We start from the raw sequence: 13,241 nt of genomic DNA on the forward strand, positions 1-13,241 counted from the left end.
CTCGGGGCGCTGACCTCGCATGACATAACTCCGGCCGACTGTAATCATGGTCGGCGAGCGGACGGTTCCGGCACCAGGACGCACGATTCCGGATAACTCACAACGACTCGATGTCTCCTTTGTCTGCTTCGACTATGACGCGGAACACACCCTGCTACGGTGGGCCCGACATGCCGTTCGGTTCGCTTGGTCGATGGCCTCGCGAGTTTGCTGTGGAGGTACTTCGACATGAAGGTTGCGCACGCGGTCGAGGCCGTGAAGGCGATAGGTCTACTTCGCAGCCGCGGGGTCACCGATCCCCGCAATCCCTTGGAGACGTTGCGGACCATCAAGGAGTCGCGGGTCTTCGGCCCGCAGGCGACGGCGGTCCAGCATTCCGCCCGTGTCACACCGGACTTGCCCGCGCTCGTGGACGAGCGCGGCGAGCTGACCTACCGCCAGCTCGACGAGCAGGCCACGGCAATCGCTCGCGGTTTGCGCGCGGCGGGCATCACCGAGGGCACCGTGATCGGCGCACTGTGCCGCGATCACCGTGGCCTGATCCTGTCGATGGTCGCCGCGGGCAAACTCGGCGTCCGGGTCGCCCTGATGAACACCGGATTCGCCAAACCGCAGTTCGCCGAGGTGTGCGAGCGGGAGCAGGTGAAGGCGGTGCTGCACGACAGCGAATTCCTCGGCCTGCTCGACGCGCTACCTCCGGAACTACCGCGCTACCTGACCTGGGTGGACGAAGGCGCCGAAATCCCCTCGGGTGAACAGACGCTCGATGATCTCATCGCCGCCAATTCCACCGAACCGCTGCCGACGCCGACCAAGCCGGGCGGTTTCATCATTCTGACCAGCGGCACCACCGGGCTGCCCAAGGGCGCGCCCCGCAGCAAGGCATCTCCGCTCGCGACCGCGCAGCTGGTCGACCGCATCCCGTTCCCGAGACACGGATCCCAGGTCATCGTGTCGCCGATCTTCCACAGCACCGGTTTGGCGACCTGGCTCGTCGGCGCGACGCTCGGCAACAAGGTGGTGATGCGACGCCGCTTCGACGCCGAGGCGACGCTGAAGATGGTCGCCGACCAGAAGGCCGAGATGCTGGTCGCGGTGCCGACGATGCTGCATCGGATGACCGAACTGCCCGCCGAGGTCCGCGCCGCCTACGACCTGTCCTCCCTGAAATGCATCCTGGTCGCGGGTTCGGCGCTGTCCCCGGAGCTGTGCGTCAAGGCGACGGAGGCTTTCGGGCCGGTGCTCTACAACCTGTACGGGTCGACCGAATGCGCGGTCGCCACCGTCGCTTCCCCGCAGGATCTGGCGCTCGCCCCCGGAACGGTCGGACGCGCGCCCATCACCTGCGAGGTTCGGCTCTACGACGACAACGACCAGCGGGTCACCGCTACCGGCGTCACGGCTCGGATCTTCGTCCGCAGCGGCGCGCCGTTCGAGGGCTACACCGACGGCCGTCACAAGCAGATCATCGACGGCTATATGTCCAGCGGCGATGTCGGCCACTTCGATGAGCACGGTTTGCTGATGGTGGACGGTCGCGACGACGACATGATCGTCTCCGGCGGCGAAAACGTCTTCCCGCAGGAAGTCGAGAATCTGCTGCTGGAACGCATCGACATCTTCGATGTCGCGGTCGTCGGCGTCGATGATGTCGAATTCGGCAAACGCCTGCGGGCCTTCGTCGTCGTCGAACCCGGCCACGCGCCCGACGCCGAGGAGATCAAGAGCCACGTCAAGGAGAATCTGGCTCGTTACAAGGTGCCGCGCGAGGTCGTATTCCTCGATGACCTGCCCCGCAACATGACAGGAAAGCTGTTACGCCGAGTACTGGTGGAGTACGAGGTAGAGCGGTAGAAACCGCCGAGGCTCTGAGACGGCGACCACAGGAGTCCAGAGTTGCTTGCTATTGTCGCAGCAGCACTGGATCTCGAGGTTGCGATCCACACCACCCCCAGTCCTCGTGGGTGGATCGCGGAAGGTTGTTGTCGATGGCGTCCCTTTCCTTCCCTGCCCTAGGTGGCACCGCGCGCAAAGCCGCCGATGCCGCTCTAGGTATCAATGTCATGGTGAAGCGGCGGCTTTTCAATCCGTTGCGCCCGGACCACGCCGCTCGATCGGCGTTCAACGTGCTGAAGTTCGGACCGTTCGCCGGGGTGGTGATGCACGCCGCGCAGACGAGGCCGCAGGCCGCGGCCATCGTGGACGAACGGGGCGAGCTGACTTTCGGTGAGCTGAACGAGCAATCCAGCGCGCTGGCCCGCGGACTCCAAGCGCGCGGCATTCAACCGGGCGATGTCATCGCATTGCTCGCGCGCGACCACCGGGGCATGGTGTTGAGCCTGCTCGCGGCAGGCAAACTCGGGGTGCGCGCGGTACTGATGAATACCGGCTTCGCCAAGCCGCAGTTCGCCGATGTCGCCGCGCGCGAGAAGGTCAAGGCGGTGCTGCACGACAGCGAATTCCTCGACCTGATGAGCGCCATCCCCGACGATATCCCCCACATCCTCACCTGGGTGGATGAGAAGGACGGCGCGGACCCGTCGATCCCGACCCTGGAATCGGTATCGGAGGGCCACTCGGTAGAGCCGCTGTCTCCGCCCGACAAGCCGGGCGGTCTCGTCATCCTGACCAGCGGCACCACCGGCACCCCCAAGGGCGCCCCGCGCGACCGGGTGAGCCCGTTCGCCTCGGCACAGTTCGTGGACCGGGTACCGCTGCCTACCAACGGGACCATGATCATGGCGGCGCCGATCTTCCACGGCACCGGACTGTCGCAGTTCACCCTCGGCCTCGCCCTCGGCAATCGGGTCGTCTTCCAGCAGCGCCGCTTCGACCCGAAGCTGACGCTGTCGAATATCGCCGAATACAAGGCGGATTCGCTGGTCGTGGTGCCGACGATGTTGCAGCGCATCCTCGACCTGGGCGACGACGTTCTGGCGACATACGATCCGAGCAGTATCAAGGTGATCTTCGCCGCGGGTTCGGCCATCGCGCCCGATGTGGTCACGAGGACCCTGGATTACTTCAACGACAGCCTGTACAACCTGTACGGGTCCACCGAATGCGCGGTCATGACCGTCGCGACGCCCGAGGATCTGCGCAAGGCGCCGACCACCGCGGGTAAGGCGCCGGTCGGCATCAGGATCGTGCTGCTGGACGAGAACCGCCAGCGGATCACCGAGCCGAATGTCACCGGCACCATCTTCGTCGACAACGGTTTCGCCTTCACCGGCTACACCGATGGCCGCACCAAGGAGGTCGTCGACGGCATGATGTCCAGTGGCGACGTCGGCCATTTCGATGCCGACGGCCTGCTCTACATCGATGGCCGCGATGACGACATGATCGTCTCCGGCGGCGAGAACGTCTTCCCGCTCGAGGTGGAGAACCTCATCGCGAGCCGCGACGATATCTTCGAGGCCGCGGTCGTCGGCGTCGACGACCGCGAATTCGGGAAGCGACTGCGCGCCTTCGTCGTCCCCGGTCCTGATTCCAAGCGCGACGCGCAGGAGATCAAGGACTACGTGAAGGCGAATCTGGCCAGGTACAAGGTGCCACGCGAGGTGATCTTCCTCGATGAACTGCCGCGCAACGCGACCGGCAAACTGCTGCGTAAGCCGTTGATCGAGATGGAGATCGACGCCTGATTTCCACGTGAACTCCGAACTCCGGCAGGTCCTTATCGGGCCTGCCGGAGTCGTCCGCGGACCCGAAACCCTCTCACCCCGAATTCCGACCGGATAGTGCCGGGAAACGGTCAGCTATCATCAGCGGGTGAAAATCGAGTTCGGCCGGTCGACCGCGGGATCCCGCGGTGCCGTCGCGCTATTGCGCGGTGGGTCGGCCGGGGCGATCTCGGGAACCATTTCCCTCGCCGCGCACGGCTGGGCCTCCGGCGGTGCGGCCCCGGCAAGCGCGACGCTCGTGCTGCTGGCCGCCGCGTCCGCTGTGATCGGCGCATCGGTCGCGGGGCTCGCGCCACTGCGCGACACCTCCGGCGGACTCGTCGCGGCGCTGATCGGCGGACAACTGCTCGGTCACCTCACCATGGGGTTCGACTCGGGGCATCTGCATCAGGGTGACGTACAGCTGACCCCGCGGATGATCGCCGCGCATATCGTCGCCGCCTTCGCCGCCGCCGTGATCATTCGCGGCGCTGAGGCCGCCTACCGGATCGGGACCGCGGTACTGGCCCGGGTCCTTCCTCTCATTCACCGCGCACCCGTCGTCGCCGAGCCCGCGCCTGCGCGCACCGCTCACCGCGACCGGGTCATCCTGCGCATCTTCGCGATCGAATCGCTGCGCACGCGGGGACCACCGCTCGCCGTTTCCCTCTGATCTCACTCCACACCCGGTGCCCGAGCCTCACGGCTCGCGCGTCGTCGTGACCTGCCACCGCGCCCGATCCGAGCGCGGGAATTCTTGCGCGACAGCCCTTTCGCGTCCCACCGCGTCATGTGGCGACCCCGCGCTCGATCGGCACGTCCGCGCCACCTCGGCGTCGACTCGACGATATCGGCCGACGGCCGGACCGGGTTCCGAACCTCAGAATCGAAACGATCGTGAGCACAACAGAATCCATCACTCCAGATGTCGTGCACAGCGCGATGCCACCGAAACCGCCGCCTCGCCGCGGCACCGGCCTGCAGTCGCTCGCCATGCGATTGCATTTCTACGCGGGCGTATTCGTCGCCCCGTTCATCCTGATCGCCGCCGTCACCGGCGCGCTGTACGCGATCTCGCCCACGCTCGAGCAGATCGTCACCCATGACCTGTTGAAGGTCGAACCGGGCACGGCCGCGCGACCGCTGTCCGAGCAGGTCACCGCCGCGGTGTCGACCAGGCCGGAGCTGACGCTGGTCGCCGTCGCACCGGCGCCGGGGGCCGACGACACCACCCGCGTGATCTTCAGCGATCCGGCACTCGGCGCTTCCGAGCGTCGCGCGGTATTCGTCGACCCGTACACCGCGCGGCCCGTCGGCGAATCCGTCGTCTACGGCAGTTCGGGCGCACTGCCGCTGCGCACCTGGATCGATCGGTTGCACCGCGATCTGCACCTCGGGGAGCCCGGCCGCCTCTACAGCGAGCTCGCGGCGTCCTGGCTGTGGATCATCGGACTGGCCGGGCTGGTGCTGTGGATACGCAGGGTCCGTGCGCGCCGCGCCAGGAATTCGGCAGGCTGGTTGTTCGCGGCCGACCGTTCCACCGCCGGTCGCCTCCGGAATATGAACTGGCACGGTGCGATCGGCATCTGGGTGCTTCCGCTCCTGCTGCTGCTCTCGGCCACGGGCATGAGCTGGTCCACCTACGCGGGCGCGAATATCACCGACCTGCGCACGCAACTCAACTGGACCACCCCGTCGGTGAGCACCACCCTGCCCGGTGCGGACACCTCCGCCGCCACCCCGGCGGGCGATCACCACACCGGTCACGAGGCCGCGCCGCGACCGCCCGATCCGGCGGCGCGGATCGCTTCTCTCGACCGCGTATACGACGCGGCGCGCGGAGCGGGGGTCACGCAGGGTGCGGAGATCACGATTCCGGCAGAATCCGATGCGGCCTTCACGGTGAAGGAACGGCGGATGCCCGGCACCTACACCGTGGACGCGGTGGCGGTGGACGGTGCTTCCGGTTCCGTCACCGCGCGACTGGACTATGCGGACTGGCCGTTGATGGCGAAACTGACCAACTGGGGCATTCAGTTCCACATGGGTCTGATGTTCGGCCTGCTCAACCAGTTACTGCTGCTCGCGGCCATGATCGGGCTGATCGTGGTGGTGGTGCTCGGCTACCGGATGTGGTGGCAGCGGCGGCCGGTTCGCGCCGGTGCGCGGTTCGCCCCGGGTCGGGCTCCGCGTCGTGGCGTGCTGCGCAAGAGCTCTCCCTTGGTCGCGGTACCGCTGCTGGCCGCCGCCCTCGTGGTCGGCTGGTTCGCGCCACTGGTCGGGCTCAGCCTGCTCGCCTTCCTCGTGATCGACGTGATCGTCGGGCTGTCCGGACGGACGCCCGAACCCGAGCACACCCCGGTTTCCTGACCGGCGATGTCACCGACGCCGAGACTCCCGTCCGGCGTGACCGATACGGCCCGCCCGCGAAGTGGCACGGCCCTCGGACAGGCCGCGCCCGCGACCGGACGCGCGGCCCCAACCACAACTCACCATTCGAAAAAGGACTCCCCATGAAGATCACCGCATTCGCTCTGGCCGCCGCATTCATGACGACCGCCGTCACCGTCGCCGCGGGGGCGAGCTCCGCCGCGGAACTGCCCGCCCCGGAAGCCATCGGATTCTCCGCCCACGCCACCGATACCCAGTCGATCATCGCGATCGACGCCGGATCGCTTGTCATCGAAGACGACGCGCTGAAAATCACATCCGCCGACGGTGTCGTGGTCGCGGGCGCCCCGCTGACCCTGCGCATCGACGATTTCGAATTCCCCATCGCCGCAGCGGTTTCCGGCCGCGAGGCGACGCTCACCCCGCAGTTGTCGATGGACAGGGCGGTGTACAAGCCCGTCGCGCTGCCCTTCGAGGACAAAGCGCCGTGGAAATCCGAATACGAGCGCGAACAGGCCGCCTGGAGCCGGATGACGAGCACCATCGGCATGGGCGCGTCGGTCGGCACGCTGATCGGCGGTCTCGGTGGCGGTGCGCTCGGCTGTGTCCTCGGCGGAATCGCGGGTGCGACGGTCGCCTCGGCCACGATCGTCGGGCTGTTCGGCCCGTTCATTCCGGCCGCCGCCGTCGGTTGCGTCGCTGGCATCGCCGCCGTCGGTGCGCTCGGCACCCTGATCGGCCAGATCCTGGTCACCGCCCCCATGGCCATCGGTGCGGCGATTCAGTACGCCGTCACCACGAACCAGCCGTTCGTTCCCCCGGCCAAGTAGTCGAAGCGGCGGCTCCGCCCAGCCGCGCGTTGGGCGGAGCCGCCGCGCTCGTGTCTATTCCGATGGTGCGGAATCATCCCCGGTCACAGGGGTTTCCGATGTCGGGGGTACCACAACCGGACGCAGCCGCGCCCAGACGAGGAACAGCAGGCCGACGACGGCCATGCCGATACCGGCCCAGATATTGATATCGACGCCGCCCGTTTTGGCTTCCTCGGCGGCGGTGTCGTGCACCAGACCGGTGATGACGAGGATGACGCCGTAGCAGCCGAGTAGCGCGCCGACGATGGTGCGGATGTCGAAAAGCACGGGGCGACTCCCTTATCCGAAGACGAGGTTGAGGGCGACGACCATGGCCAGGGCGATACCCGCGAGCAGGACGGGACGCTGGTACCAGGGCAGTGTCGCCTGTTCGGGATCGGTGCGCAGTTCCTCGGGGGTCTCGGAATAGACGAGGCCGACGAGTTCGGCCGCGGGTTTGGGCCGGGTCACCTGGGTCACCGCGACGCTGACGACGATATCGACCGCGAAGGCGGTGCCCGCGGCGAGGAAACTGGCGCCCTGGCCGGAGAGTTGGAAGACCTCGACCTCGTGCAGGAGGAAAACCACGATCGCCGACGCGGTGCCGCAGACCAGGCCGAGCCAGCCCGCGGTCGGGGTCATCCGCTTCCAGAACATGCCGAGAATGAACGTCGCGAACAGCGGCGCGTTGAAGAAGCTGAACAGGGTCTGCAGGTAATCCATGATGTTGCTGAAATTCCCCGCGATGAACGCGGTGAAGATCGCGGCCACGGTAGCTCCGACGGTGGCGAGGCGTCCGACCTTCAGGTAGTACCCGTCACCGCGATCCCTCACCGCGTACTGCTGCCACAGGTCGTAACTGAATACCGTGTTGAAGGCCGAGATATTGGCCGCCATACCCGCCATGAACGCGGCGAGCAGACCGGCGAGACCGACCCCGAGCAGACCGTTCGGCAGCACATCTTTCATCAGGTAGAGCAGCGCCTGGTTGTAGGTGACGTCGCCGGTGAAGTCGGGGTCGGCGGATACCGCCTGTTTGTACTCGATCATCTCCGGCACCAGGACCGCGCTGGTCATGCCGGGAATGACGACGATAAGCGGGATGAACATCTTCGGGTAGGCGCCGATGATCGGGGTGCGCCTGGCGGCGGAGATGGAGTGAGTGGCCAACGCCCGCTGGACTTCCACGAAATTCGTCGTCCAGTAACCGAAGGAGAGCACGAATCCGAGACCGAAGACGATGCCGAGCACGGAAAGGAAGTCGTTCGCGAAACCGCTCAGCGCGTTACCCGGCCAGGACTCCCATTGTTCCGCGCCGCCGGGCGAGGCGGTCACCTTCTCGCGTAATCCGTCCCAGCCGCCGACCTTGTGCAGTCCGACCAGGGTGAGCGGCAGCAGCGCCGCGACGATGACGAAGAATTGGAGCACCTCGTTGTAGATGGCGGCCGAGAGCCCGCCGAGGGTGATGTAGGACAGCACGATCACCGCGGCGACGATCACCGATACCCACATCGGCCAGCCGAGCAGGACATTCAGGATGGAGCCGAGCAGGTACAGATTGACCCCGGCGATCAGTACCTGCGCCACAGCGAAACTCAGCGCGTTGACCAGATGCGCGCCGGTGCCGAAACGCCTGCGCATGAACTCCGGCACGCTGCGCACCTTCGAGCCGTAGTAGAACGGCATCATCACCACGCCCAGGAACAGCATGGCGGGCACCGCGCCGATCCAGAAGTAGTGGAAGGTCGGGAAGCCGTATTCGGCGCCGTTGGCCGACATGCCCATGATCTCGACCGCGCCGAGGTTGGCCGAGATGAACGCGAGCCCCGTCACCCAGGCGGGCAGTGAGCGCCCGGACAGGAAGAAGTCGATACTGGAGGAAACCCGCTGCCTTGCCATGATCCCGATGCCGATCACGAAGACGAAATACAGCGCGACCAGCGCGTAGTCGACCGGCTCCGCATTCAGGCGCAGCGTCGAGGCGGCGTCGAGGCGCACCCGCTGCGCGAGCGGTAGCGCGGAGGTCGCAACGAGCGAATCGGCAAGCGGCACAGCGTCGTCCCTCCAGGCGGTGAAACCGGGCGTCGAGCGTGGTCGTGCGTCGTGCGGGGCGGCGACCCAGTCGTCGCCCGCCTCTACTGTGCGTGATTGTGCCCCAGCGGCGCGGCACAATCACGCATAAAACCTGGACAGTCGATCAGTCCCGCCGGTGCGCACCGGGTGACGGCACCACGACGAACGTGCGCGGTGGCGCGAATGCGGAGCGAGCGAACCGTTCTCGCACGGATTCGGTCACCGCACCGGTGCGGTCCCTGTCGACGAGCGCGATCGCGCTGCCGCCGAATCCGCCGCCGACCATGCGCGCGCCGTGGGCTCCCGCCTCGATCGCGGCGTCGACGGCCGCGTCGAGCGCCGGAGTCGATACCTCGAAATCGTCGCGAAGCGAAATATGTCCCTCGGACAGCACGGGGCCGATCGCGCGCGGATCCGCGCCCTCCCGCAATTTTTCGGCAACTTCGAGTACGCGCGCGTTCTCGGTCAGCACGTGCCGCGCCCGTCGACGCGCTGTCGGGTCGGCGATGCGGTCGAGTTCGGCCATCGAGGCCACCTCGCGCAGCGACGGTTTTCCCAGCGCCGCGGCCGCCGCCTCGCACTGCGCCCGGCGTTGCCCGTATCCGCCGTCGACCAGCCGATGCGGCTGTCCGGTATCGATGACGAGCAGTTCCAGGTCGTGACCAGCCAGGTCGAACGGGATCTGCTCGAAGCCGGATTCGCCGCGGCCCCGGACGAACTCCCGCACGTCGAGGAACAGCGCGTGCCCCGCCGTGCACAGCATCGAGGCCGACTGGTCGAGCACTCCCGTCGGCGCTCCGGCGTATTCGTTCTCCGCGGTCCTGGCGATATCGATCAACTCGTACTCGGTCACGGTGGGCGCGAACAGATCACGCAGCGCGATCGCCACCGAGCACGACAGCGCGGCCGAGGAGGAAAGACCCGCGCCGATCGGCACCGCGCCGTCGATGGCGAGGTCGACGCCGGCGACGCGATGACCGCGCCGCGCGAATTCGGCGAAGACACCCAGCGGATAGCGCGCCCACGCCGGTACCCGGTCCCGCGTATCGGCCAGATCCGCCAGCCCGACGCGGACGGTATCGCCCTCGCGCTGACGCGAGGTCAGCACCACCGACGCGTCCGCGCGCAGCCGCGCACCGCATCGCACCACCAGCGGCACGGCGATCGGCAGCACGTAACCGTCGTTGTAGTCGGTGTGTTCGCCGATGATGTTGACCCGCCCCGGCGCCACCCACTCGCGCATGGTTCCTCCTGTCGTCGGGCCGTCCGTACCCGGTTCGCGCATCACCTACTTGTACGTCATCCGCTTCGACGCGCCTGGTTCCAGCACCGTCCAGGTGTCCGGCACCGCCGGACACCAAGTCCGAGACACGCCGTTCGACCACGACATTCGATCCGTAGGCATGCGCGATCGAAGATCTTGACGCACAGTCGAATTTGACGCAAAAACGACCTAAAAATTGGGTCAGTAGTTACGGGAGGGCACTATGATTCACAGCACCCCATACGGCGGCCTACTCGGGCGGCAGTGGATCGATCGACTCCGCCCACCGCTGGGCCGCCCGCGCGTCGCGAGTTCCGAACGCGACACCGGTGCGCCGTTGACGATCGAGATCGGCGCCGCGACAGGGGTGGGTCCGACCGCCGTTTCGGCTTTCGACGCGGCGCTGCGCGAACTGGGAGTGGGTGATGCCAACTTGATTCGCCTTTCTTCGGTGATCCCGCCGCGTGCCGTTCTCGAGCACGGCGCCCGGGTCCGCAAGCCGATTCCCTGGGGCGACCGGCTCTATTGCGTCTACGCGAAGGGCCACGCGGCCCGCTCCGGCGCAACGGCAGCGGCGGGCGTCGGCTGGGTACTGCGCGACGATGATTCCGGCGCAGGACTTTTCGTCGAGCACCACGGCGAATCCGCAGAGCAGGTCGAACACCTCATCCGATCCAGCCTGACCGATATGACCCGGCATCGACCGGCGACGTTCGGCCCGGTGCACTCGACGGTCGCCGAAACCCGGTGTGACGGCGATCCGGCCTGCGCCCTGGTGCTGGCCGCATACCACACCACACCGTGGGGACGACGCCCATGACCGCGACATCACGCGACGCGACGGCCGGGCCGGGGGGCGCGACCGGCGAGCCGGAAGTGCGCGTCACCGTCGAGACCGCGATCCCGGACGACCGGATCGAGATGTTCTATCGGCTCTACGAGGAAGCGTTCGGCCCACTTCGCACAAAGGCGATCGCCCGACAGGTTTTGCATCGTGAGGAATTCCGAGAGGAAATGACCGATCCGCGTGTACTCAAATACGTCGCACGGACCGAGGCGGGTGAACCGATCGGCTTGACCACGCTGACCAGGCATCTCGAGACCGTGCCGTGGATAAGTCCGGAATATTTCGCCGCGCGATATCCCGAACACGCCGCCAGGAACGCTATCTATTACGCGGGATTCACCCTTGTTGCCCCAAGTGCGCGACAAGGGGCGGCTTTTCATGCCATGATCAAATCAGTTGTCCAGGTTATGGTGGCCGAGCGCGCCGCGGTCGGTTGGGACATCTGCTCGTACAACAACACTCAGCTCTCGTTCGCCGACAGTATTCGCGCGGTGCTCGATGAGCAAGCGAACGTCGAAGTCGCGGTGGAGGATTCACAGACGTACTACACCGCACAGTTCACCGAGGACGGAGCGACCAAGGGGGGCTGATGACAGTCAGCGAAGAGCAGTCGGCGCGACGACGGTTCGGCACCGGCAGTATCTGGTGCGCATTACTGCTCGCCGGATGGACCGCACTCATCGCCCTCTCTTTACTCGTCGAATCCCGCGTGCTCGCTCTGATCGTCATGCTCGCCGTTGTCACCGGCGCGCTGACCATGATCGGGAGCGGGCTGCGCAGGCACCGGCCCGCCGAGCCATTGCCCTGGTACCTGCTCTCGGCCTCGGCGGTACTGTTCGCCGCGGGCACGACGCTGCGCGACTTCACGCAGGCCTACACCGGGCCATGGGACGATATATGCACTCTCGCAGGATATTTCGGTCTCGGTGTGGCCGCGACGCTGTGGCTGCGCCCCCGCCACGTCGGCCGGAACTACGACCTTGTGCTCGACTCCGCGCTCATCGGGCTCGGCGCCCTACTCGCCTCGTGGACCTTCCTCATATCCCCGATACTGCAAACCCGCGCCACCACGACGAAGACGGTGCTCGCCGCGACCTATCCGGTGGTCGACGCCGTCCTGCTGACCCTGATCGCCCATTCGGTGGCCACCTCGGCCCGGTCGGAAACCTCCCTGCGACTGGTGCATATCGGCCTGTTCGCCGTGCTGGTCGGCGATCTGGGCTACAGCCTGGAGACCGCGGGCACCGCGACGATCGAACACCAACTGCTGCTGACCCCGCTGCTGGCGGCCTACGCGACCGTCGGCATCGCGGCGCTGCACCCGACGATGGCGACGCTGGGAACACCGCGGCGCGTGCATCCGCACCAATCGCGCCAGCGCGCGAGTTTCATCGCTATCGCGTTGATCGTGGCGTCCCTGGTACCGGTGGTCGGGTCGAGCCTCGGCACCCTCGACCGCGTGGTGGTGTCCTCGCTGTTCGCCCTGCTACTGATCGGGGTACTGGCACGCAGCGAACGCGCGATCCAGCGCTCCGCGCGCAGCGAGCGGCGCGCGCAGTACCAGGCCGACCACGATATGCTCACCGGCCTGCTGAACCGCTCGGCCCTGTTGCGCGCGCTGACCCGCGACAGCGAGCACTGGGCCGACCAGCCGCTGACCCTGCTCTTCATCGACCTCGACGGATTCAAGATGGTCAACGACAGCTACGGTCACGCCGTCGGCGATGAACTCATCGCCAATGCCGCCGCCCGCATCAGGCGCGTGGTGCGCCGCGACGACGCGGTCGCCCGCTACGGCGGTGACGAATTCGTCGTACTCGCCCCGCTGGGTAGGCAGGAGGCGGTCATGCTGGCGGAACGACTACTCGGCGCGTTCGTCCGCCCCTTCGAGCTCAGTGCGGGCGAGGTCCCCATCACGGCCAGCGTCGGCATCGCCTGCGACAGCCCGCGCGGCTGCGAGGAGAACATCTACGATCTGATCCGCGACGCCGATTCGGCCATGTATCACGCCAAGGAATACGGCCTCGGCTACGCCTTCCACGGCGAGCTGCGACCCGGTCCGTTGACCAATGTCCTTCCCGCGCCGGGCGCTCCCGAATGTACGGCTTCCCGCATGACCCGCCGGCGCGAGACCGCCGTCTGACTCTGTT

At 66.8% G+C, this 13,241-nt stretch carries 11 protein-coding genes; 8 read left to right on the forward strand and 3 right to left on the reverse strand.

Annotated elements, in window-relative coordinates; all coding sequences use genetic code 11:
• The first annotated feature begins 228 nt into the window (after positions 1-228).
• The 5 genes from ABZS43_RS13035 (at position 229) to ABZS43_RS13055 (ending at position 6,886) form a co-directional block, all read left to right on the forward strand.
• A complete protein-coding gene (locus ABZS43_RS13035; RefSeq protein ID WP_355036068.1) occupies positions 229-1,854 on the forward strand; it encodes an acyl-CoA synthetase in 1,626 nt (541 codons plus the stop codon).
• 134 nt (positions 1,855-1,988) lie between these two features.
• Positions 1,989-3,647 (forward strand): acyl-CoA synthetase, encoded by a 1,659-nt coding sequence (locus ABZS43_RS13040; protein WP_355036069.1) that lies wholly within the window; start codon positions 1,989-1,991, stop codon positions 3,645-3,647.
• Between the two features lie 127 nt (positions 3,648-3,774).
• Positions 3,775-4,338 (forward strand): hypothetical protein, encoded by a 564-nt coding sequence (locus ABZS43_RS13045; RefSeq protein WP_355036070.1) that lies wholly within the window; start codon positions 3,775-3,777, stop codon positions 4,336-4,338.
• 269 nt (positions 4,339-4,607) lie between these two features.
• Positions 4,608-6,035, forward strand: coding sequence for a PepSY domain-containing protein (locus ABZS43_RS13050; RefSeq protein WP_355036191.1), 1,428 nt, complete (start codon positions 4,608-4,610; stop codon positions 6,033-6,035).
• A 143-nt stretch (positions 6,036-6,178) separates the two neighbouring features.
• Positions 6,179-6,886, forward strand: a complete 708-nt coding sequence (locus ABZS43_RS13055) for a hypothetical protein (protein ID WP_355036071.1) — start codon at positions 6,179-6,181, stop codon at positions 6,884-6,886.
• Positions 6,887-6,940: 54 nt separating this feature from the next.
• On the opposite strand, the gene ABZS43_RS13060 is transcribed toward ABZS43_RS13055, so the two are convergent.
• The 3 genes from ABZS43_RS13060 to galK all read right to left on the reverse strand — a co-directional run bounded on the left by ABZS43_RS13060 (position 6,941) and on the right by galK (position 10,223).
• On the reverse strand, positions 6,941-7,195 hold the full coding sequence (locus ABZS43_RS13060; protein WP_355036072.1) for a hypothetical protein: 255 nt from the start codon (positions 7,193-7,195) through the stop codon (positions 6,941-6,943).
• A gap of 12 nt (positions 7,196-7,207) precedes the next feature.
• On the reverse strand, positions 7,208-8,905 hold the full coding sequence (locus ABZS43_RS13065; RefSeq protein WP_355036192.1) for a sodium:solute symporter family protein: 1,698 nt from the start codon (positions 8,903-8,905) through the stop codon (positions 7,208-7,210).
• A 199-nt stretch (positions 8,906-9,104) separates the two neighbouring features.
• Positions 9,105-10,223, reverse strand: a complete 1,119-nt coding sequence (gene galK, locus ABZS43_RS13070; RefSeq protein WP_355036073.1) for a galactokinase — start codon at positions 10,221-10,223, stop codon at positions 9,105-9,107.
• A gap of 244 nt (positions 10,224-10,467) precedes the next feature.
• Here galK and ABZS43_RS13075 point away from each other — a divergent pair, with 244 nt between their 5' ends.
• From ABZS43_RS13075 to ABZS43_RS13085, 3 genes are read left to right on the forward strand one after another with little or no spacing between them, the layout of a single operon-like run.
• Positions 10,468-11,064, forward strand: a complete 597-nt coding sequence (locus tag ABZS43_RS13075) for a pyruvoyl-dependent arginine decarboxylase (RefSeq protein WP_355036074.1) — start codon at positions 10,468-10,470, stop codon at positions 11,062-11,064.
• Positions 11,061-11,681 carry a hypothetical protein gene (locus ABZS43_RS13080; RefSeq protein WP_355036075.1) on the forward strand — a complete coding sequence of 207 codons (621 nt, stop codon included), beginning with the start codon at positions 11,061-11,063 and terminating at the stop codon, positions 11,679-11,681. Before ABZS43_RS13075 ends, ABZS43_RS13080 begins: the two co-directional genes overlap by 4 nt.
• Entirely contained in the window at positions 11,681-13,234 is a 1,554-nt protein-coding gene (locus tag ABZS43_RS13085; RefSeq protein ID WP_355036076.1) for a diguanylate cyclase, read from the forward strand. The genes ABZS43_RS13080 and ABZS43_RS13085 overlap by 1 nt, the downstream gene beginning before the upstream one ends.
• The last annotated feature ends 7 nt before the right edge of the window (positions 13,235-13,241 follow it).

It is taken from the genome of Nocardia sp. NPDC005366 (assembly GCF_040606855.1).
Lineage (GTDB): Bacteria > Actinomycetota > Actinomycetes > Mycobacteriales > Mycobacteriaceae > Nocardia.

What these genes read in the sequence shown, in the direction of transcription:
- ABZS43_RS13080 (WP_355036075.1), top strand. Translation starts at nt 11,061, where the DNA reads ATGACCGCGACATCACGCGACGCGACGGCCGGGCCGGGGGGCGCGACC.
- ABZS43_RS13085 (WP_355036076.1), top strand. Translation starts at nt 11,681, where the DNA reads ATGACAGTCAGCGAAGAGCAGTCGGCGCGACGACGGTTCGGCACCGGC.
- galK (WP_355036073.1), bottom strand. Translation starts at nt 10,223, where the DNA reads ATGCGCGAGTGGGTGGCGCCGGGGCGGGTCAACATCATCGGCGAACAC.
- ABZS43_RS13075 (WP_355036074.1), top strand. Translation starts at nt 10,468, where the DNA reads ATGATTCACAGCACCCCATACGGCGGCCTACTCGGGCGGCAGTGGATC.
- ABZS43_RS13040 (WP_355036069.1), top strand. Translation starts at nt 1,989, where the DNA reads ATGGCGTCCCTTTCCTTCCCTGCCCTAGGTGGCACCGCGCGCAAAGCC.
- ABZS43_RS13055 (WP_355036071.1), top strand. Translation starts at nt 6,179, where the DNA reads ATGAAGATCACCGCATTCGCTCTGGCCGCCGCATTCATGACGACCGCC.
- ABZS43_RS13050 (WP_355036191.1), top strand. Translation starts at nt 4,608, where the DNA reads ATGCCACCGAAACCGCCGCCTCGCCGCGGCACCGGCCTGCAGTCGCTC.
- ABZS43_RS13035 (WP_355036068.1), top strand. Translation starts at nt 229, where the DNA reads ATGAAGGTTGCGCACGCGGTCGAGGCCGTGAAGGCGATAGGTCTACTT.